The organism is Bradyrhizobium sp. 23, from assembly GCF_023073295.1.
GTDB classification, from domain to species: Bacteria; Pseudomonadota; Alphaproteobacteria; order Rhizobiales; family Xanthobacteraceae; genus Bradyrhizobium; species Bradyrhizobium canariense_D.
In genome coordinates, this window is the sequence record NZ_JADPJF010000132.1 from 114,433 (window position 1) to 136,004 (window position 21,572).

The 21,572-nt window shown below is 64.8% G+C and carries 13 protein-coding genes and 2 pseudogenes; 8 read left to right on the forward strand and 7 right to left on the reverse strand.

The features are described 5' to 3' along the window. Positions 1 to 826, reverse strand: an 826-nt coding sequence (locus IVB32_RS32035; protein WP_247412659.1) for an oligosaccharide flippase family protein, incomplete at its 3' end; no start/stop codon positions are given. A 301-nt stretch (positions 827 to 1,127) separates the two neighbouring features. On the opposite strand from IVB32_RS32035, the gene IVB32_RS32040 reads away from it, so the two are divergent. Next, positions 1,128 to 2,195: an endo-1,4-beta-xylanase gene (locus tag IVB32_RS32040; protein ID WP_247372465.1), complete on the forward strand. Its 1,068-nt coding sequence runs from the start codon at positions 1,128 to 1,130 to the stop codon at positions 2,193 to 2,195. Between the two features lie 3 nt (positions 2,196 to 2,198). On the opposite strand, the gene IVB32_RS32045 is transcribed toward IVB32_RS32040, so the two are convergent. The 3 genes from IVB32_RS32045 to IVB32_RS32055 all read right to left on the reverse strand — a co-directional run bounded on the left by IVB32_RS32045 (position 2,199) and on the right by IVB32_RS32055 (position 7,506). Next, positions 2,199 to 3,149, reverse strand: a complete 951-nt coding sequence (locus tag IVB32_RS32045; RefSeq protein WP_247372463.1) for a DUF6492 family protein — start codon at positions 3,147 to 3,149, stop codon at positions 2,199 to 2,201. 95 nt (positions 3,150 to 3,244) lie between these two features. Beyond that, complete coding sequence (locus IVB32_RS32050; RefSeq protein ID WP_247372460.1) at positions 3,245 to 4,039, reverse strand: rRNA adenine N-6-methyltransferase family protein; 795 nt, start codon at positions 4,037 to 4,039, stop codon at positions 3,245 to 3,247. Next, on the reverse strand, positions 4,036 to 7,506 hold the full coding sequence (locus tag IVB32_RS32055; protein ID WP_247372455.1) for an AAA family ATPase: 3,471 nt from the start codon (positions 7,504 to 7,506) through the stop codon (positions 4,036 to 4,038). Before IVB32_RS32055 ends, IVB32_RS32050 begins: the two co-directional genes overlap by 4 nt. Positions 7,507 to 7,648: 142 nt before the next feature. Here IVB32_RS32055 and IVB32_RS32060 point away from each other — a divergent pair, with 142 nt between their 5' ends. From IVB32_RS32060 to IVB32_RS32075, 4 genes are all read left to right on the forward strand, one after another. Further along, positions 7,649 to 14,098 carry a non-ribosomal peptide synthetase gene (locus IVB32_RS32060; RefSeq protein WP_247372452.1) on the forward strand — a complete coding sequence of 2,150 codons (6,450 nt, stop codon included), beginning with the start codon at positions 7,649 to 7,651 and terminating at the stop codon, positions 14,096 to 14,098. Between the two features lie 141 nt (positions 14,099 to 14,239). After that, positions 14,240 to 14,410: a hypothetical protein gene (locus tag IVB32_RS32065; protein WP_162847227.1), complete on the forward strand. Its 171-nt coding sequence runs from the start codon at positions 14,240 to 14,242 to the stop codon at positions 14,408 to 14,410. Positions 14,411 to 14,655: 245 nt separating this feature from the next. Beyond that, positions 14,656 to 15,387: a 4'-phosphopantetheinyl transferase superfamily protein gene (locus IVB32_RS32070; protein WP_247372448.1), complete on the forward strand. Its 732-nt coding sequence runs from the start codon at positions 14,656 to 14,658 to the stop codon at positions 15,385 to 15,387. Further along, positions 15,384 to 16,364, forward strand: a complete 981-nt coding sequence (locus IVB32_RS32075) for an LLM class flavin-dependent oxidoreductase (protein ID WP_018455685.1) — start codon at positions 15,384 to 15,386, stop codon at positions 16,362 to 16,364. Before IVB32_RS32070 ends, IVB32_RS32075 begins: the two co-directional genes overlap by 4 nt. Positions 16,365 to 16,502: 138 nt before the next feature. On the opposite strand, the gene IVB32_RS32080 is transcribed toward IVB32_RS32075, so the two are convergent. The 3 genes and pseudogenes from IVB32_RS32080 to IVB32_RS32090 all read right to left on the reverse strand — a co-directional run bounded on the left by IVB32_RS32080 (position 16,503) and on the right by IVB32_RS32090 (position 20,626). Then, on the reverse strand, positions 16,503 to 17,528 hold the full coding sequence (locus IVB32_RS32080) for a histone deacetylase family protein (RefSeq protein WP_018455686.1): 1,026 nt from the start codon (positions 17,526 to 17,528) through the stop codon (positions 16,503 to 16,505). A gap of 126 nt (positions 17,529 to 17,654) precedes the next feature. Beyond that, positions 17,655 to 18,596, reverse strand: coding sequence for an SMP-30/gluconolactonase/LRE family protein (locus IVB32_RS32085; protein ID WP_026233001.1), 942 nt, complete (start codon positions 18,594 to 18,596; stop codon positions 17,655 to 17,657). Further along, positions 18,553 to 20,626: pseudogene (locus IVB32_RS32090) on the reverse strand (PQQ-dependent sugar dehydrogenase). Before IVB32_RS32090 ends, IVB32_RS32085 begins: the two are co-directional and overlap by 44 nt. Positions 20,627 to 20,832: 206 nt before the next feature. Here IVB32_RS32090 and IVB32_RS32095 point away from each other — a divergent pair. The 3 genes and pseudogenes from IVB32_RS32095 to IVB32_RS32105 form a co-directional block, all read left to right on the forward strand. After that, positions 20,833 to 21,066: a hypothetical protein gene (locus IVB32_RS32095; protein WP_007606355.1), complete on the forward strand. Its 234-nt coding sequence runs from the start codon at positions 20,833 to 20,835 to the stop codon at positions 21,064 to 21,066. Positions 21,067 to 21,075: 9 nt separating this feature from the next. Next, positions 21,076 to 21,252 carry a hypothetical protein gene (locus IVB32_RS32100; RefSeq protein WP_018455689.1) on the forward strand — a complete coding sequence of 59 codons (177 nt, stop codon included), beginning with the start codon at positions 21,076 to 21,078 and terminating at the stop codon, positions 21,250 to 21,252. A 125-nt stretch (positions 21,253 to 21,377) separates the two neighbouring features. Then, positions 21,378 to 21,572: pseudogene (locus IVB32_RS32105) on the forward strand (hypothetical protein); the annotation flags it as partial.

A 21,572-nucleotide genomic window follows, 5' to 3' on the forward strand; every position in this document is an offset into this window, starting at 1 on the left:
GCTCCCGCGTCGTCTCGATGTTCTTGTCCGACAATGACCGGAACACCAACGGCACGGTCGCCGCGGCGACGCTGGAGGCGATCATGACCATGAACTGTCGCGGCAGATCGGCGGCGACGCCAAAGATTCCGGCGGCGTCCTTGCCGAGCAAATAAGCCACGATGAGGCGGTCGCAGGCCGAGTAGACCGCAATCGACAATCCGGCCAGCGTCAGCGGCAGGCCGTAGCGCGCGAGCTGCACGAACTGGCTGCGCTGAAAGCGCGCGATCCTGGTGCGGTCACCGAGAAGGTTCAGGATGATCCCGGCGAGCGAACCCAGGCCGAATGCGGCGAGCAGTCCCAGTCCACCCCAGCCGAGCCAGATGCCGAGCAGGCCGAAACCGACGCCCGACACGCTGCGCACGATCGAGATCGCCGCGAACCTGTAAGGGCGCAGTTTTGCGCGCTCGAACTCCTGGCCGACATCGACGGCATTCGCCATGATCGCGACGAACATGCTGGCAAGCAGCAGCCCAACGCTGAGATCATTGCGGAACAGGAAAACCAGCGGCGTGGTGGCGCAGAGGACGGCAACGGTGAGCGCGAAGGCGACCATTGCAGTGCCGCGGAAATCCACCTCGGCCGACATCGCCTGATAGCGCGACACCGACAGCTTGATCCAGGCGAAGAAGATCGCGCCTAGAATGCCGGCCAGGCTGATGCCGACGACATAAACGCCGTACTCCGCCGGCGTCAGCAGTCGCGTGTAGGCCGTGACGGCGAAGAAACCCACCGCCGCAGGCAGGATGTAGGCGACGAGATAAATCGAGAAATGGCGGTTCAGCATGCGAGCACGGGACCGACAACATTGTTGCGAGTGTGACGGCCGTTCATCAATTGGACCATGGCGGGGCGAACGAATTGCGCCGCAACATCTCTCAAGAGTGTCACATAAGTCTGGAGATCGGGCGGCGAATCCGGTTTTGAAGCCGCTTTCGCGGGTTAGCGTTAAATTTGCCCTTCCCTGACGGCGCCACGGCCACCGAAAGGAACCGTGATTTCGCACTGGCAAAGTTAACCCAACGAGGGAAATCCCCGGCGTTGCAAGGCGTCGCTTGGTACGGTGGCGCGTTGGCTCAAGGAATGCCGTGACCAGGCTCGACAGACGCGAATTTCTCCTCGGCAGCGCCGCAGCACTCGCGGCAGCCGCATCGGCGTCCCCAGCGCCGGCGTCGAAACTCGCCCAGCGCTATCAGGGATTTGGTGCCGCGGCCACGCTCTGGGATCTGCAAGCGGATCCCAGGCTCGGCGAAGCCATCAGCACCTACTGCACACAAGTCGTGCCGGTGCTCGAGCTGAAATGGCCGATGCTGCGTCCGGACGCGCACACCTTTGCCTTCGAACGCGCCGACGCGATCCTGGATTTCGCCCGGCAGAACGACCTGACGATGCGCGGCCACGCGCTCGCCTGGTATCACGACATTCCGGACTGGACCAAGCAGATCAAGGATACCAAGGGCGTCGAGCGCGCCTATGTCGACCACATCGGCACCGTCGTCTCCTATTACAAGGACAAGCTGACGTCGTGGGACGTCGTCAACGAGCCGATCCCGGACAATCCGCACAGCCCGAAAGACCGACGCGAGTCGTTCTGGACGCAGCATCTGGGCAACCGCTGGATTCCGCTGGCGTTCCGCACGGCGGCCGCGGCCGATCCCTTCGTCAAGCTCGCGATCAACGAATACGACATCGAGTCGGCCAAGGACACGTTCATCGCGAAGCGCGCGGCCTACCGCCATCTCATCATGGAGCTGCTCGACCAGGGCGTGCAGTTGCACGCCGTGGGACTGCAATCGCATCTGCATGCCGAGCTCGAGATCGACACCCATGGGCTTGCCGAATTCGTCACCGAGCTGCGCGCCTGGGGCCTCGAGGTGCTCGTCACCGAGCTCGATGTCGACGACCAGAAGCTGACGGGGACGCCGGCGGAGCGCGATGCCATCGTCGCCAAGCGCGTCGATGATCTCCTGACCGCGATCTCGACCAGCGGACCAGTGCGCTCGATCCTGACCTGGGGCCTCTCGGACCGCTACAGCTGGATCAACGGCACCTTTGCCCGCGCCGACAAGCAGCCGAACCGTCCTTTGCCGCTCGACGGCGAGTTCAAGCCGAAGCCGTTCATGAACGTGATCAGCAAGTTCACGAGAGACGTGTAAGGTCTAGCGAGCTTTCGGCACTTCGAACTGGGCCTCGTCGCCCATGTGCTCGGGCGAAAGACTCGGACCGCGACGGTCGCGCGAGCTGAGGCGGAACACGTCGCGGATGTCGTCGATGGAGGTCGACGAATAGGACTGGATGCACAGCGCGACCTGGTCGGGCGAAGCGGCCCGCATCATCGCTTCGATGGCGGGACGGTCGAGGCGCGTGTCGTCCCAATGCGAGACCGCGATGCTGTCTTCGGTGACCCGATGAGCGGCCAGATGCGCGGGCGAGTTCGCGACGAAATGGCCGTACATGAGATATTCCGAGAACTTCTTCTTCCGGCACAGCGCCAGAACCCAGTTCAATCCCGTTGCCGACTTGATCGAATCGGTCATCGCGCGCGCGGTGTCCCTGTCCCAGACCAGCGCGTTACCGACATAGTCGTCCGCGGGGAAGGACCGGTCCTTGATGCCAAGGAGCTGATCGACGGTGCGGAGCCACAGGACATGCAAGGGGTGGGCGGCGTCGATCCCGTTGCGCGTGACGAACAGCGGGGTCTTCTCGGCGCCGGCATACTCACCGACGTCGAATTCGCGGAAGAACAGATTGTCCGAATCCAGGATGCAGACGCGCTGCTCGGGCGCGTTGAGGACGCCGGCGATCTTGAGGATCTGCTGAATGTGCCAGCCATGAACAGGTGACGACAGCAGCGACAGCCAGACGCGCCGTTTGCTGATGAACTGCAGAGCCGGCGGCAACGCCCACAGCCATTTCGGCAAATAGCGCGAGGCCGGAACGATGACGCGTTTGTCGGAAGCGAACCGCGCGAACAGCGGCAGATCCTCATCGTTAACGAGAACATAATGCCGTGTGTAGCCCGTCAACCATGTGTCGATGCTCTCGCTGAGCAGCGAAAAGCGCTCGATGTCCTTGGCGTAGCTGGCGGTCAGCAGGGCAACGGAATGCATGGCGCGCGCTCGTATGGCGATCAGGCCGCAGTCATAGCGGCGCCGAGACGCGTTGGATACTTACATTCGCAATCAAGGTAAAATGAAACGAAGCATTAGCCATCCGACGGCAACCCCTGCGCGATGCCGCGAAAGCGCAGTGGCGCCAGCGCGGAGGCGCGCTGCCACCAGTCGGCGACGCGGTCGTCGAGCGCGGTCCGACCGCGGCCTTGGCCTGGAAATATCCGGATCTGCTGCACCGCCTCGGCTTCGAACCCACTGCCCTTGCGGGTGATCTTGAGGGCGGCGCCTTCGCGGTCCCGCTGGGTCAGCGGCACCAGAAGCCGGCCGCGCGGACGAAGCGACCGAAGCCAGAGCGGATGCGGCTGCGAGAAGCCGGCATGAACGATGATCACGTCGGCGGGTTCGCCGATGTCCTCGCATCCGTCGCCATGGACGACCGCGACGTTGCGATAGGCGCCAACATAGGTTGCGGCGCGCGCCGCAAGCCGCTCGTCGCATTCGATTGCCTGCACCCTGCCCTTGGGGCCCACGATCTTCGACAGCACGGCTGAGAAATAGCCGAGCCCGCAGCCGATCTGGACCACACGGTCTTTTTCCCCGACGTCGAGCAAATCGATGAAATGCGCCCACAGGCTCGGAAGTCCGGTATCAAGCTTGCGGCGCGCATCGATCGCGACCAGCACATTGTCCTGGAGATGAACGGGATCGGCATCCGGCGTCAGCCGATAGTTGCGCGCCGCCTCGGTCTTGATGCGCCACGGCCCCTTCGCCAGAAACTTTTCGCGCGGAACAGTGCCGAGGGCTTCGAGCAGGCGCGTTGAAGAGATCCGTTCGCGTTTTGAGATCAGCTCCACGTAACGCGCACGCGCGGCGGCAAGATCGCTCATCTCACGGAATCGGCCTGTTTACGAACAAGCGCGTCCACGCCGAGCTCGTCGATCAGTTGCATCGCCTGTTTCAGGTCCGGCGTGGAAAAGCCCTCGCTGAACTTGCCGATGATCGGTACGAGCAGGAGACGAGCGTGCTCGCGCTTGCCGGCTTGGTACGACAGGCGCGCGAGGCTGACGGCGGTGCGAAGCTCCCAGGACAGAGCGCCCTGCTTACGCGCGATCTCCAGCGACAGGTTGAACAGGTCCTCGGCCTCCTGCACCGAGGCCGGATTCTCATCCGACAGGGTGATCTCGCCTTGCAGGCGGTAGACTTCGGCGAGGTAGGAGTGGTCGCCGGTCCGTCTTGCGGTCGCGAGCGCACCGTCCAGCGCGCGCAAGGCGGCATCGCGCATTCCGACCTTGGCGTAGGCCTCCGCGAGCAGGCAGCGGAACCAGCAGCCGGCGAGCCAGGAATCCATCGCTTCGTATTCGTCGAGGCCGAACCGCATCTGGCTGAGGCCTTCGTCGGCCTCGCCGAGCTGCGCCAGCGCCCAGCCGCGCAGGATCGCCGCCTGCTGCTTCCAGTGCAGGAAATTGTGCTCCGTGGCGATGATCATGGCGCGGTTGGCGTGGTCGCGCGTGCCCTCAACATCGCGCAAATGCTGGCAGAGATAGGCGCCGAACACGAGCGCGAAGGCGAGCGTGAATGGGTGGCGGATCTTCTCGGCGTTCGCGATCGCCTGTTCGCTGTGCTGGCGCGCCGCGTCGGGCCGGCCGAGGAACCACAGGAGGTAGCCGAGATAGGACAGCGAGACGACACCGGGATCGGTGCCGTGCCGCTCCATCAGATCGGAGTGCAGGTCGGGGCTGTAGAGGTTGATGCAGCGGTGCAGATGATGCTGGGACGCGGCAAAGCGCCCGCGATAGAGCATAGTCATCGCGATCGAGCGATGCGCCTCGATCAGATAGCCGGTCTGCTGCGCCGGTTGCGTCCCCTCGTTCAGCCGCTCGCGCTTGGCGAACTTCAACAGCTCGACGCTGAGATCGTGCGCGCGGGTCAGATCGGCGCGGATGAAATGACAGACCCAGAGCCCGCGCGTGGCGGCGAAGGCCTTTTCGTCGTCGTCGAGCTGCTGGCCGAGTTCGAGGGCGCGGACGTAGTTCTCCTCGACCTCCTGCACGGCATAGCCCTTGGCGGCGATCAGCGCGTTGCCGAGCGCGATGCGCAATTCGAGCTCCATCTCGTCGGCGCCCTGCATGCGCGCATTGGCCTGCACGACGCTGAGGCCGCGGCCCAGATGCCCGATCGCCTCCAGATTGGCGCCACTCTTGGCCGCCTGCTTACCGGCCTTGAGCCAGAAGCTGGCGGCGCTCTCGCTCTGGCCGGATTCGGTCATATGATGGGCGAGCAGTTCCGGTTCGCGCTCGGTCTTCTCGGGATACATCTCGGCCAGCACCTGGGCGATCCGGGAATGCAGCTTGCGCCGCTCGCTGTGCAGCAAGCTCGCATGCGCGGCGTTCTGAATCATCACGTGCTTGAAGGAGTAGAGCGCGTCGGGCGGATGGCCGCGGCGCATGATCAGTCCGGCCTCCTCCAAATGATTGAGCGCGGCCTCGATCTGTTCGGCGGGTGTGTTGGCGACCGCGTGCAGAGTCTCGTAGGAGAATTCGCGGCCGATGGTGGCACCGATTTGCGCGATCCGCTTGAACGGCCCCATCCGGTCCAGCCGCGCCATCAGCGAGTCCGTCAGCGTCGCCGGGATCGCAAGCTGCCGCCACGGACCCGACAGCACGTAGCGCCCGTGCCGTTCGGTCAGGAGGTTGGATTCGAGAACCGTCTTGGTCAGCTCCTCCAGGAACAGCGGCACGCCGTCGGTCTTGACGATGATCTCCTCGATGACCTCCTTGGGAAGCTCGCGTCCCGCCACGCGCTCGACCAGCGTCGCGCGCAACTGCCGGCTCAACCGGTTCAGCACCAGGGTCGTGATATGCGAATGGGCGTTCCAGCTCGGCTGGAATTCGGTGCGCGCGGTGATGATGACCAGGATTGCCCGGTTCTGTGCCCGGTCGACCAGGAGATCGATCACCTCACGGGACGTCGGGTCGATCCAGTGCAGATCCTCGAATGCGATCACCAGCGGCTGCTCGCGCGCAAGGCCGAGGAAATGATTGACCAGCGCCGCGACGGTCGCATCCTTTTGCTGCTGCGGCGACAGCTCGAGCGGCGGATAGCGGTCGCCGGTCGGAATGGACAACAGCACGGCAAACAGCGGCGCAACCTGCTCGATGTCGCCATGAGCGGCGGCGATCGCGGTCTCCAGGCTCGCCAGCGACTGAACGGACGCATCCTCGCGATCGAGACCGAGAGAGAATTTGAGCTGCTCGGCGAACGGATAGAACGCCGTGGAGGTGTAATAGGGCGAGCACTGGAACGAGACCTGTCCATGGCGATCGCCCGCGATCCGGTCGAAGATCTCCTGGATGATGCGCGACTTGCCGATGCCGGGCTCGCCGAACTTGACCACGACCTGGCCCTCGCCCTCCTTGGCCTGCTGCCAGCGCCCCATCAGCAGCGCAATCTCCTCCTCCCGGTTGACGAGCGGGGTCAGCCGCGTGCCCATGGCGGCGGCGAAGCGGGTCTCCACCCGCGAGGCGCGCATCACGTGCCAGGCCTGGGCTTTCTCCGAGATTCCCTTGAGCACGTGGACGCCGAGATCGCGGTAGTCGAACTTCCCCTTCAGCAGCGACTGGGTCGACGTGGAAATCACCACACCGTTGGGCGGCGCCAGGCCCTGCAGGCGCGCGGCGAGATTGACAGTTTCTCCGACCGCGGAGTCGCGCTCTTCGGTGCCCTGTCCGACGAGGTCGCCAACCACGACGAGACCGGTTGCGATGCCGATGCGGACGGCGGGTGAGTGGCTGAGCGCGCCACGCGGCTCGATCGCGCGAGCGGTCGACAGCACCCGGACGATTTCCAGCCCCGCACGCACGGCGCGCTCGGCGTCGTCCTCATGTGCGGTCGGATAGCCGAAATAGACCAAAATACCGTCTCCGACGAAGCGGGCAGCAAAACCTTCGTAATGCTTCACGACGCGGACACAGGTTTCGCGGAAGCTCGCGATCATGTCGCGCACGTCTTCCGGATCGAACTGCACCGAGAGCGAGGTGGAATCCACCATGTCGCAGAACATGGTGGTGAGCTGACGCCGCTCGGCGCCGACCTCCGTCCGGATTTGCGGGCGAGCCGTCGCGTCGGGCTTCTCCGCGGTTTCGGCCCGGAACAACGCGGTCATGGCGCGCTGGAGCCGCTTCCGATCGCCGAGCGGCAATCCGAGCTCGATCAGATCGGATTCGGTCAGGTCCGCCATGACGTCGAGATCGAGACGGTGCTGCGCGAAGAGATCGGTATAGTGGCTAAGACCGATACCCTCGAGCCAGCGCTTCAGCCCGCCTTCCGCTCCCGTGCCCGGCTCATTCTCCAGCATGGTGATTCCGCCCGACCAATCACTCCGTCGAAGGGCTTAGGGCCCCGCAACCACAGATTTTGGGGCCAAAACTTCACCTCAGACTGGACGCGTTTCCTAACTTCTTGGAAGAATAGCCCAATCGGATCAAAAGGGAACGGAATTGTCGGACGCCACACGCCCAGCCCCGCGGGAAGCGAGCACGACGGCCGAAGCGAAGATATTCGAGGATATCGGCGGTCTTCTCGATTTCCATGCCCGCAAGATGCCGGTGGCCCCCGCCCTCCTCGCCCCCGGCCGGCCGGTCCTCAACTACGGCGGGATTGGCGCGCGGACGCAGGATCTCGTCCGCACGCTGCGCGGGCTCGGCATCGCTCCTACCGACCGCATCGCGGTTGCGCTGCCGCGCGGTGCCGACAGCGCACTGGCCCTGATCGCGGTAGCCTCGAGCTGCGCTTGCGTTCCCGTCAATCCCGATCTGACGGCGGACGAGCTGCAACGCTATTTCAGCGAATTGAAGCTGACGGCGCTCGTCACCCGGGCCGACACGAACTCGGCGGCCCGCGATGTCGCCAAGGCGCTCGATATTGCGGTGATCGATTTCGTGCCGGGGCCGCAAGACGATCTCGGCGGCTGCGCGTTGGTCGGGCCGGCGGTCGGACCGGCGAGCAGCAGCGGCGCCTCGCGCGGCGACGACGACGCGTTCATCCTGCTGACCTCGGGCACGGCGGCGCGGCCGAAGATGGTGCCGCTGACGCATCGCAATGTGTGCCTCTCCGCCTACAATGCCGGCCGCGTGCTCTCGCTCGCGTCCCACGATCGTCTGCTCAACGTCCTGCCGCTGTTTCACGCCCATGGTTTGATTTCCGGCCTGCTGACGGCGCTGGCCGCGGGCTCCAGCGTAGTCTGTACCGAGGGTTTCGACGCAGCCTCCTTCTTCGGCTGGATGCGGCAGCTGCGACCGACCTGGTACACGGCAGTGCCGACCATCCATCGCGCGCTGCTGACGGCGGCGGAAGCCAACCCGGATCTTGCCCGATCGTCGTCGCTGCGCGTGATCCGCTCCGCCTCGGCCTCGCTTGCGCCTGCGATCCTCGACGGGTTGGAGGCGACGTTCGGCGTTCCCGTGCTCGAAACCTACGGCATGACGGAGGCGGCCTCGCAGATCGCGGCCAACCCGTTCGAGCTGCGCAAGGTCGGATCGGTCGGCCGCGCCGCGGGCCCCGAGATCACAATCATGGACGAGACGGGCCGCCCGCTCGCCAGCGGCCAGCACGGCGAGATCATGCTGCGCGGACCCAACATGAGCCGCGGCTACTATAATGACGAGGCGGCGACGCAGGCTGCCTTCCGCGACGGCTGGTTCCGGACCGGCGATCTCGGCTATCTCGATGCCGACGGCTATCTCTTCATCGTCGGCCGCATCAAGGACGTCATCAACCGCGGCGGGCAGAAGATCTCGCCTCTGGAGGTGGAAGAGGTTCTGCTCAGCCATCCGGCGGTGCTGGAGGCCGGCGTGTTTGCCGTCCCGCACCCGAAGCTCGGCGAGAACGTCGCCGCAATCGTGGTGCTGCGGCCGAATTCCGAGGCGACTTCGGACCAGTTGCGCCAGTTCGCCCGGAAACGGCTCGCGGCCTACAAGGTGCCGAGCCTGATCCGCAGCGTCGCGACGCTGCCGAAAGGCGCCAGCGGCAAGGTCAAGCGCAATGCGCTCGCCGAATTGATTGCAACGGGCGGCGGCGAGGAGGAGGCCCGTCTGCCGCGCAACGCGCTGGAGACCGAGTTCGCCGGGATCTGGGCCGATCTGCTGGAGCTGCCGCAGGTCGGGGGCGATCAGGACGTCTTTGCGCTCGGTGCCGACTCGCTCGCGGTGACGCAGATGCGTTCGCGCCTGCGCGAACACTTCAATGTCGATTTCTCGTTCGAGGACGTTTTTGATTGCGCCACGGCCGCCGCGCTTGCGGCCCGGATCGAGACCGCCGCAATCCATCGCGAAACGATGCTACCGGCCTGGCGCCAGGCCGGGGAAGCAGACGCGCCGCTGTCGTTCCAGCAGCAGCGGATGTACGTGCTCTCGCGGCTCGACCCCACGCGCTACAATTATAACGTCGTCGAAGTCGCGCTCCTCAAGGGTGGGCTCGACGTCGCCGCACTTTCTGCGAGCCTCACCGCCGTATCGGCGCGCCATGAGGCGTTGCGGTCGGTCATCGTCGAACGCGAGGGCGAGCCGGTGCAGCTTGTGCTGCAATCGCCACCGCGGTTCGAGCGGATCAAGCTCAAGCCCTGCCCCGCGAACAAGCGGGTCGCTGTTGTCAGGCGCGAAGCACTCCGGCTCGCGCAACATCCGTTCGACCTTGCGAACGAGGCACCGCTGAAGGTCACGCTGCTCTCGTTCGACAAGAGCAGCCATGTGCTGGTGGTCAACGTCCACCACCTCGTCACCGACGGCTGGTCGCAGCGGCTGTTCTGGGAAGAACTCGCCGCCCATTATTCGGCAGCGCGCAAGAACGACGTGGCGGCACTGCCTTCGCCCGCCTTCCAGTATCGCGACTTTGCGCTCTGGCAGCAGAGCTGGGCGCAGACGCCGGCGGCCAAGGAGCAGCTCGATTACTGGCGGGTGCAACTGGACGGCGTCACCACGCTGCCGCTGCGAACCGACCGCCCAAGGCCGGAGGTCTGGAGCGGCCACGGTGCCCGTCACTATCTCGAATTCTCCAAAACCCTGTCGGCCGACCTGCGCGCGCTGAGCCAGAACCAGGGCGTCACGCCCTTCATGACCCTGCTCGCCGTGTTCCAGTGCCTGCTGTTCCGTCACACCGGACACGAAGATGTCGCGACCGGATCGCTGATCGCCAACCGCAATCAGATCGAGAGCGAGCGCCTGATCGGACTGTTCGCCAACACCCTGATCCTGCGCAATGATTTTGGCGGCGATCCGAGCTTCGGCGACATGTTGCGCCGGGTACGGCAGGTCACGCTCGATGCCTATCGCAATCAGGATCTCCCGATCGAGGAAGTCCTGCGCTCGCTTCAGATCGCACGAAGGACGGACGGCAATCCGCTGTTCCGGATCATGTTCATCCTCCAGAATGCCTCGATCGAGGCGGCACGATTCTCCGGTCTGTCGACGCGGCGGATCGAGATCGATCCAAAAGTGGCGCGATTCGACATCACGCTCGAACTGGTCGAGGCCGACGGCCGTTTCACCGGCTTCTTCGAATACGCCACCGATCTGTTCGACGCGGCGACGATCGAGGGCATGGCCGCTCAGTTGAAAACCCTGCTCAAATCCGTCATCGCCGATCCGGAGCAGCGCATCTCCCGCCTGGCACTCCTGACCGAGGCCGAACGCCGGCAGCTGCTGGCGCAGGGCCGGGGCGTGCTGGCCAATTTCGTCGCGCGCGGCAATTTGAGCGAAGGTTTCGATCGCCAGGTCAAGAAGACGCCGAACGCGATCGCGGTGTCGGACGGCCGCACATCCCTGAGCTACCGCGAGCTGGCGCGCCGCAGCCAAGCGGCTGCGCGCTGGCTCACTCTCGAAGGCGTCGGCGCCGAGGCCGTGGTCGCCTTGCTTGCAGATCGCGGGCCCGACCTGCTCGCCGCGATGATCGCCGTGCAACGCGTGGGCGCCGCCTTCCTCAATCTCGATCCCGACCAGCCGCGGGAACGGCTCGCAACCATCCTCGGATCGAGCGGGGCCCGCATGCTGCTGATCGGACGGGCGCAGTCATCCATGGCGGAGGCGCTGCTCGAACCGCTGGTCGAGCGCATCCAAATGGCCGAGCTCGAGGACGCGATCGCGCCAGCGTCGACCAAGCCGGCCCGTGCGGCGCGGCGCGCGGCTTCGAGCCTCGCCTATCTCATCTACACCTCCGGGTCCTCCGGGGCGCCCAAGGGCGTTATGATCGAGCAGCGCGGGCTTTCGAACCATCTGGCCTCGCTCATCTCCGAGCTGAACCTCTCGTCCCGGGACGTGATCGCGCAGACCGCGCCACAGAGTTTTGTCATCTCGGTGTGGCAGTTCCTCGCGGGGCCCATGGTCGGCGCGCGCGTCCATGTCTGCGGTACCGCGATCGTGCAGGACCCGATTTTGCTCGCGCGCGAGATCGAGCGCGAGGGCATCACGGTGCTCGAGATCGTCCCGTCGCTGCTGCGAGTGATCCTCGATCGTATGGACGAGGCACAAATCCGACGCGCCTTTGCGAGGCTGCGCCTTCTGATTTCGACGGGCGAACCGCTGCCCGTCGATCTGTGCAAGGCCTGGTTCGCCCGCTGTCCGAAAGTGCCGCTGATCAACGCCTATGGTGCGTCGGAATGTTCCGACGACGTCTCGCTGCATCGCCTGACCAAGGCGCCGGCGACCGACATAGGCCATGTCCCGGTCGGCGCGCCGCTGCCGAACATGCAGCTCTACGTGCTCGACGCAAACCTGCAGCCGCAGCCGGTCGGCGTGACCGGCGAGCTCTGCATCGGCGGCGCCGGTGTCGGCCGCGGCTATGTCAACGATCCCGCGCAGAACCGGCAGCGCTTCCTGCCCGATCCGTGCTCGCGCAAAGCAAGCAGCCGGCTGTACCGGACCGGCGACCTCGCCCGCCGCCGTGCCGACGGCACGATCGAATGCCTCGGTCGCGCCGACCATCAAGTCAAGGTCCGCGGCTACCGTATCGAGCTCAAGGAGATCGAGAACGCGCTTGCCGACCATCCCAGTGTGCGCGCCGGCATCGTCGAGCCGCGTCGCGAAGCGAGCGGCGATGTCAGGCTGATTGCCCATATCGTCGCAAGATCCGGCAGCCGGAGCAGCGCCAGCGAGCTGCGCGACTTCCTGAAGAGCCGGCTGCCGGACCATGCCATCCCGTCCGCGTTCTTGTTCCTGGATCAGGTGCCGCTCAATGCCCATGGCAAGATCGATCGGACCGCGCTGCTGGCGCCGGCGCAGCAGGAAACGTTCGGACCGGATGCGGCCGCGCCGGCGCGGCGCTTCACCGAAAAGGTGCTGTCCGACATCTGGATCGACCTGCTGAAGGTCGAGAGCCTCGGCGTCACCGACAATTTTTTCGACCTCGGCGGCCATTCGCTGCTGGCGGGCCAAGTCATGGCGCGGGTCGCTCGGGCGCTCGGCGCGTCGCTGCCGATCAAGACCATCTTCGAGGCACCGACGATCGACGAGCTTGCCCGGCGGGTCGACGAGGTCGTGGCGGCAAAGCCGCGCAAGCCGGCTGCAAGTTTTGCAAGGCTGGCTGGCGCGAGCCTGGCCGAAGGCAGCCCACCCACGCTCTCGATCGCGCAGGACCAGATGCTGCGGATCGAGCAGAATCTTCGCGGACTGCCGCTGTTCAACCTGCCTTTCGCTTTCCGCCTCCAGGGGCCGCTGAATCCGGCCGCCCTGGCGCAGGCGATCGACGACATCGTGCGCCGGCACGAATCGCTGCGGACTCATTTCGGCTGGAGCGGCGGGGAGCCCGTCAGCCGCATCGCCGCGCCCGGCGCCCTCGGCCGTGTCCTGACTGTCGGGACGATCGGCGACGGTCAGCCCCACAACAACAAGCGGCGCAAGGCGCTGGAGCTCCGCAAGATCAATCTCCTGATCGAACAGGAGACCTATGTCCCGATCGACACCACGCGCGCGCCGCTGCTGCGCGCCCGGCTGTTGCGGCTCCACGATGGCGATCACGTGTTGCTGCTGACGCTGCACCACGCCGTCGTCGATGGCTGGTCGATCGGCGTGCTGTTCGAGGAATTGTCCTACCGCTATGCGGCGCTGGCCGGATATTCGTCGGTGCCGCTGCCGAAACCGCCGCCGGCCTTTTCGGACGTGGCGCGCTGGCAGCGCTGGTGGTGCGGCACCGATGCCGCCCGCCGTCAGGCGGCCGACTGGACCGAGAATTTGCGCGGGGCGGCTCCCCTCTTCGAGGGCGAATCAAGGCCGGGCCCGTCCAGGGGGCACCATCCGGTCAGTCTCAAGCGTGAGCTGATCGGCCGGCTCGCGGCTTTCGCCGGCCAGCACAGTTGCACGGCGTTCATGTGCCTGCTGGCCGGCTTGAAAGCCGTGCTGCTGGCGCGGACCGGCCGCCACGACATCTCTATCGCCACCGCCATGGCCAATCGCGCCCAGCCGGACACCGACCGGATCGTCGGTCCGTTCGAGAACACGGTGATTGTTCGTACCAAAATCACGCCGGAGCTGTCGTTCGCGCAAGCCTTAGTCCGGGTCCGCCAGAGCGTGCTTGACGCGCATGCGCGCCAGGAGCTGCCTTTCAACATCCTGGCCGATCATTTGGAGCAGGAGGGGGTCAATCCAGCCTCGCTGCTCCAGGTCTATTTCACCCTGCAAAATCCGCTGCGCCAGCCGCTCGATCTGCCTGATCTCACGACAGGATCGATCGGCAACATCGCCCGCGAAGGCCAGCCGGTGCTGCCGATCGACCAGACATGGCTGTCGCTGATGCTCAAGGAGCGGCCGACGGGAATCACCGGTTCGTGCAATTACAAGAGCGAGCTGCTCGACGGCGCTACGGTCGGCCAGTGGATGGAGGATCTCGTCGCGCTGCTCGCGGCCGCCCTCGCCCAACCCAACACACCGCTCGGCCGATTGCTCAATCGCAGGGCGGCATGACCGACCGTACATCACGGACGAATACGGGGTCACTCGTCAAAGCTGTGAATGACCAAGTTGCATCTTGATTATTTGGCGCCATCGCGCAAGATTATTCTCGCGTTTTGATTTGGACGAGTATTTTCAACCGGGGAGTTCGTTATGGGTTTCATCAAATTTACCAAGGGCACCTCGTTGAGCGACAAGGACCGCAAGGCCCTGCAGAAGTTGCTCGGCGCCGAGAAGAAGAAGCTGCAGTCCGCGCTGAAGGACGTCGACGCCAGCATTTCGATGTTGGGCGGCTCCAAGAAGTCCAAGAAGAAGAAGACGTAAGACTCGTCGGCCGGGACGCCGCACGAATCTTCAGGCTTCAGTTTTCGGGCTTCATTTTTCACATTTGGCCGCTCGCGTGTCGAGTTGGGGTCTCGCACAAGCTTGCGCCCGTAAACCGGCCAGCAATCGACAAGGATTCGCCCGAGTGGACCGCTAGAAGCGGTCCGCTTAGTTGATTCTTGCTCAGTTGATTCTTCCGTCATGGCAGGGGATTTGGCCCCGGCTTGGCGCCATGGGCCCAATTGATGGCAGACGACAGAATTGAACTGTTTGTCGGATTGATCGAGAATTTTGACACGCCAGGTGCGATCGATACGTGCCGGCGCCTGCTCTCGGTCGACGAACGGGTACGAGCCGACCGCTTCGTGTTCGAGCGGCACCAGCGACAGTATATTTTCGCGCACGCGATGTTGCGCCTTGCGCTCTCGCACGTCGCACCTGAGGTCGCACCGACCGACTGGTCATTTGCGGCCGGGCGTTACGGGCGGCCGTTTGTCGCATCACCCAGGACATCGAGCACGCTGCATTTCAGCCTGTCGCACGCCGACGGCTGCGTCGCCTGCGTCGTGTCGGGGCATGAGACCGTCGGCGTCGATGTCGAGACCGTGTCGCGTCGGGTGGCGCCGCTGTCGACCGCGCTTCGGTTCTTCGCGCCGGAAGAGGTCGAAACGCTGCGCAGGCTGCCGGAGCCCGCCGCGACCGAGCGCTTCTTCGACTACTGGACGCTGAAAGAAGCCTATCTGAAGGCCAGGGGTTTCGGCCTCAATTTGCCGCTCGACGCCTTCGCGATGCAGGTATCGCGCGAGGCCATCGAGATCAGCTTCAAGCCCGATATCCCCGACGATCCGCAAGGCTGGCGATTCCAGCTGATCTCGCCGTCGCCCTCGCATCGTCTCGCGATCGCGGACGGCTCCCGCGCCACCGGCGGCCTTCCCATCACCCGCAATGGATGGCCGCTACAGGAGGCGGCTGAATGACGCCGCGGCGGCTGCGCGTCTTTCCCGCGATTTCGCGCAACCGCGACCCCAAGAAATATGTCGACGAGCTGATGCGGGTGGCGCAGTTCGCCGATCGCAACGGCTTCGAAGGCATCCTGCTATTCGAAGGCAACGACGTGTTCGTCGAGCCCTGGGCGATGGCCCAGCACATCATCGGCGAGACGACCCGATCCTCGCCGCTGATCGCGGTCAATCCGGTCTACATGCACCCGTTCACGGCGGCAAAATTCGTCTCGTCCTTTGCGCAGCTCCACGGCCGCAAGGTCTATCTCAACATGATCACGGGGACGGCGGTCAGCGATCTGCAGGGGCTCGGCGACGAGCAGTCGCACGCCGATCGCTATGTCCGGCTCGGCGAATTCGTTGCGCTGATGCGCCAGCTGCTGGCAAGCCCGCGTCCGACGACTTTCGAGGGCCGGTTCTACCGCGCCAGCAACCTGCAACTGCGGCCGCGCCTGCCGCCGGAGCTGATGCCGGAATTTCTGGTCGCAGGCCAGTCCGAGCCGGCACAGCGCGTCGCAAAGGAGACCGGCTGCATCAAGATGCAGATGTTGCCGCCGGATCTCGACCGCGGCCTCGATGCGCCGGGCATGAATTTTGGAATTTTCGCCCGCGAGGGACGCGACGAGGCGCGGCAAGCGGCAAAGGCGCGTTTCCGCGATAATGCCGACGATCGCGAGCTGCTCGCGCTCACCGTGGAGAACAGCGATTCCGTGTGGAAACGGCGCCTCTACGAGAGCCAGAGCGGCGAGCTCGCGGACAATGGCTATTGGCTGCTGCCGTTCCTGACCTTCCAGGCCGACTGCCCCTACCTCGTCGGCAGCTACGCGGAGATCGGCGCGAAGCTGAAGGAGTTTGCCGCGAAGGGGCTGACCACGATCATGCTCGACATGGTCGCGGACGAGACCGAGATGCAGCACGTCTGCAAGGCGCTCGCGGCAAGCGGGATGTTTTGAGTTGTGGATGAAGTCGACCTAACCATCCACATCGTCATTGCGAGCGTAGCGAAGCAATCCAGAGTCCCTCCGCGGAAAGATTCTGGATTGCTTCGCTACCCTCGCAATGACGGAGAATGATGGGCCACTCAGCGAGAATCAGCGCGCCTCTTCGAATCCGGCCAGCACCGAGGTCAGGTTCGCGCCGAGGATGTCCGAGAGGTAGCCGCCCTCCTGCACGAACACGGTCGGCAGGCCCATCTTCGCGATGGCCTGTCCGATGCGGCGGAAGCCCGGCGTGGTGACGGCGAGACCCTTGAGCGGATCGTGCTCGGAGGCGTCGAGGCCGAGCGCGATGACGAGGGCGCCGGGCGCAAAGGACTCGATCGCCTTGCGCGCGACGTCCATCGCCTGGATATAGCCGTCATCGCCGGTGCCGATCGCCAGGGGAATGTTGAGATTTGTGCCAAGGCCGGGACCTTCGCCGCGCTCATGCGCATAGCCCCACACGTAAGGATAATACGCGACGGGATCGGCATGGATCGAGACCGTGTAGACATCCGGCCGCGCGTAGAAGATTCCTTGCGTGCCGTTGCCGTGATGGACGTCGACGTCGAGGATCACGACACGCTCGTGCCTCTGCCGCAGATGCGCCGCCGCGATCCCGCTGTTGTTGAGGAAGCAGAAGCCGCCGGCCATGTCGCGATAGGCGTGATGGCCGGGCGGCCGGCAGAGCGCATAGGTCGCATCCTCGCCGTCCATCACCATCTGTGCCGCGGTGACCGCGACGTCGGTCGCAGCGCAGGCCGCAGCCCAGGTGCCCGGGCCGATCGGCGCCGCGGTGTCGGCGGTGTGCCAGCCGAGCTTGCCGGTGATATGGGTGGGATAAGTCGCGGCATGGCGCACCGGATGGATATTGCCGATCATCTCCGGGCCGGAATCGCCGAGCGCGGTCCAGGCCTCCCAGGCCTCGCTCAGGAACGACAGATATTCCGGACTGTGGATGCGCGCACGCGGTCCCTGCCCGAATGTGGTCGGCTCGACCAGTTGATGCTTGCCGTCCTTGAGCCCTTTGAGCAGGCGGTCGGCACGTTCGGGCTGCTCGGTGGTGCGCTTGACCACACCGCGAACCAGGAAGAATTGCGGATCGTGGCTGCGATGCAGCTCGGTATGGACGGCTTTCACTCGAACACTCCGTGGTCGCTTTGAGGGTGCCACAGATGTCTAAATCCCCGCGGCGGCGAGATGCAAGCAAGAAGAATGCCGCCCCTGTCGCACCGCCCTGCGCCGGAAGCAGATCCCTCGTGAAGCTCAGCAGCGCCCGCGCTGAAGGCAGTGCTCGCGGCCCTGCTGGTCGGTGCGGAAGGACTCGACGAAGCCGCCCTGACGCTGAGTGACGAAGATCGTCTTGCCGTCGTGGCCTCCGAAGGCGAGGTTGGTCGGCTCCTTGGCTCTCAGCGTGATCTCCCGCTCCACCGCGCCATTGGCCTTCATCAACGTGATCGTGCCCTTGAGGATGCGCGCAACATACAGGCGGCCAGCGATGTCGGTGCGCAGGCCGTCGACAGTGTCGGGCTGAAATGCCTTGACGAGTCTTGGACTGGTGAGCTCGTTGCCGGCGACCGTATAGGACCAGATCTGACCGCTGCTGGATTCCCCGACATAGAGCGTCTTGTCATCAGGGCTGAGATCTATGCCGTTGGTCGTGCCCATCGCGCGCGGCGCCGACATCAGCTGTCCCTGCACCGTTCCGTCGGCTCCCTTCGCGATGCGCCAGATGTGGCCTTCGCGACCTTTCCAGTTCGGATCGCTCGCGTAGATCGTGCCGTCGCGGGCGATGGTGATGTCGTTGGGCTGGTTCATCTCGTCGGAGTGAAACCAGATGGCGGGCTCGGTCGATCCCTTCGGGATCGCGAAGATGTTGTGCTTCTTGTAGTCGGCGATGAACATGGTGCCGTCGCGCGCGAAGCGGATGGCATTGCCGACGCTGCCCTCGGGCAGCGCCGTGAACGGCTCGGACGCCGTGCCGCCGACGGGCAGCTTACCGATGGTGCCGGGCTTGCCGAAATTGACGACGAAGAGATTGCCGTCGAGATCGGCGGCCGGCCCTTCGATGCCGAACGTGTATTCGCCTGATGGCGTCACCTGCACGCTTTCGAACAGTTTCGTTTCCGCTCGGGCCGGTGCCGTCGCAAGGACGAGAACAACGCTACTGCACAGGCACCAGAAATTCCTGCCGGATGTAATAGCCATCGCCGTCGCTGCACTCGCCATTCAGATAGGCATCGGCCGATCGGAAGAAGCGGCTGAAACCGGGTTTGTCTACAGCGTTCCTTTGTGTCACGACGACGACCTTGGCAGCCGGTATTTCGCCGCATTCCTTGTTCGTTTTGCCAAAGAACTTGCGCTGCGGCGGGCCGGACTTGATCCGCATCCGGATGCCTGGAACCATTCTTGACACCAGCAGATCCGCCGTGTCGAGCAGGCGCGTGTAACCGGGTTCGGCCTTCGGCAGGCCGTCGCCACCCGGCGGCATCAGTTTCTCCGCGCCCAACCCACGAAGCCGCGTGCGCAACTTTCCGGAATCGGGACCACCAGGATAGATCCAGCCATCCTGCGACAGCATGAAGCGAAGCACCGTCGCGTCCTTCTGAGCGTCCGATAGGCCCCCGCTTCAGGCCGAAATCCGAGTGACAGCCGACGCAGTGCTTTTCGACGAGGCCCTTGCGCAAATTGGTGAGCCGGACGCTGTTCTGCGCGTCCCTGGCCACGAAGACCGCCAGTTGCTCGATCAGCGCCTGGCTACGCACGTCGCAGGGCAGCGGCGACGGCGCATCGCCCGCGGCGCGGTCGATCCGGATCACGGTCTGGTTTTTGTCCTCGACCAGCCAGATTGCGCCGTCCTCCGCGACCGTCATGCCGACCGGCGCACCTTGCGGCCGCGCGCCGTTGACGCGGTGCCAGCCTGCGATCAGCTCCTCGAACGGCGCGGCGGCGACGGCGCCGGCCTCGGTCTGAAAGCTGTGGGTCGGATCGGCCGCGCAACTGACATGATAGCGTACCGGCGCCGGGGCGGGCTTCGGGAAGCCGTGATCGTCGACGTCATAGACGATGACGCGGCTGCCGGTCGGGCGGTAGCCATGCAGGCCGACCAGCAGCTTGCCCTCGAGCTCCGGAAATTTCGCGCCGTGATAATAGAGCATCGCGAGCGGCGCGCCGTGCGGCGGCAGCAGCGAGAACGGCGCCTTGTAGAGAGCGTTGGCGGTGCACAGCGATTTGTAGACCCCCGACCGCAATACGATCCTGAATTCTAGACTCGGCGTCGACAAATCGTAGCAATAGGGCCAGCCGTAATGCCTGCCCTGCTCGATCGCGTTGATCTCCTCGTTCGGCTTGAAAATGTCAGGCAGGTCGCGGCCGTTCTCGCCTTGCAGAAAGGCATAGCCCGCATCAGGGAAGTTCGGATGCAGCGCCAGCGCCATCGAGTTGCGCAGGCCGCGCGCATAGACACCGTGCGGCGGGTCGGGTTCGCCAGGCTTCAACGCCGGGAAGATACCGCCCGGGGGCGGCGTGAACAGCCAGATCGACGCCATTGCGGAAACGCCCTCGGCCGCCGCGCAAGGTCTCGTGATCGGCGCCGGCGTGATGCAGTCGTCGCTGTGCGAGCCGACATTGACGAACAGCCGGCCGTTCTTATCAAAGACAAACTGCTTGAATGGATGCGCGCTCTCGTCGAGCTTTTTGCCGTCGGGCAATGTGATCCGGCGGCCGGGCATGTGAGGGACGACGGTCTCGACCGTGTCGCGCGGATTGTCGGCGAGCGGATCGAACCGGAAGATCGTCTCCGCGCTCGAGGCATAGAGCTTCTTGTCCGGGCCGATCGCGAGGCCGAACGGATATTCGATTGCAGTCAGCAACTCCTTGAACCGCTGTCCCTGGGGTGCCCGCGGGTCGAGCAACAGCAGCCGGCCATCGGTATGGCCCCAGCCCGCCATGTCGGCGACCACGAACAGGTCACGACCGGGCACCTGGATGATCGAGCGCGGGAATTTCAGCCGATCCTCCTCGCTGGCGACGAGGCCAGCGCAAAATCCCGCCTTCATGTCGATCTGGATTCTGGGAAAGGCGAGATCGGCGCTGCCGCAGGTCTCCGTGCCGATCGCATAGCCGCTCTTGCGGACCGGTTCTGATGAGCCTACCGAGGCGAGGGTCAGGAGGACCACCAAGGCGCCCGTGCATGCGCGCAGGCTTCGGCTTTCACGCCAAAATGTGAGGTGGTTCACGGCGCCTCCCGGACGTTCCGTCCAGGGTTGTTCCATGCCGCGGGAACGCCGTCCAGTTGATCAACACCCCCTTGTGATCAAACCAGCAGGGGGCTTGGCGCCGACCAATCTCCGTAGATTCCCTTACCGGGCTCGACCCGAATGTTTCGCGAAGGCTTGGAATGGTATCGGTTTGCCGTCCCAATCGCTCCCAATAGGAGACGCATATGGTCCAGGTCTATTTTCACTGCTCCAACTTGGACGGCACGCTGATCGATCGCAGCGGCACAGCCGTGACCAACCTGACCGAGGCGCGCGACCGTGCCGCCCAGATCATGAACGCGATGATCCTGACGCCCGGCGCTGAGGATTGGCGCGACTGGGTAATCCATGTCAGCGGCTCCGACGGCGAGGAGATCTTCGACCTCCCCTTCACTGCCATGCTCGGCAAGCCGCACTGAGGTGATGCCATGTTGCTCGCGTCACTGACCCTGCTCCGCCAGCCCCTGAACTTCATCGCCAGCAAATGGCTGACGCTGATCCGGATCGCGGGCAATCCCTACCGCCCCGAGCTCCACTACATGCGCGGGCCTGGCCCGAAATGGCACGCCAGGTATCAGGCCAGCCGGCTGGATCGCGCGCGCTGAGCCCTGCGGCTTCCGCTTCCCACTGATCGGTCTCATAACTCGTCATGCCCGGGCCTGTCCCGGGCTTTCTCGTCTTGGCATCTACGTCTTGCCGACTGCGCCACCCCCGCTGTTACACACCAGCCATGCCGCGTCGCCCTTTCGATGTTCTCGATGGGGGCGATGTGCCATTCTTCGCGGAGCTCAGCGCAACGAAGCCAAACCGAAGACAGCACACAGACATCATCATGCCGCACCAGTTCAGCCACACCCAAACCGTCCGCAAGCCCGCCGTCACATCCAAAGGCGGCATCGTCGCCGCGCAATCGCGGCGGGCGGCC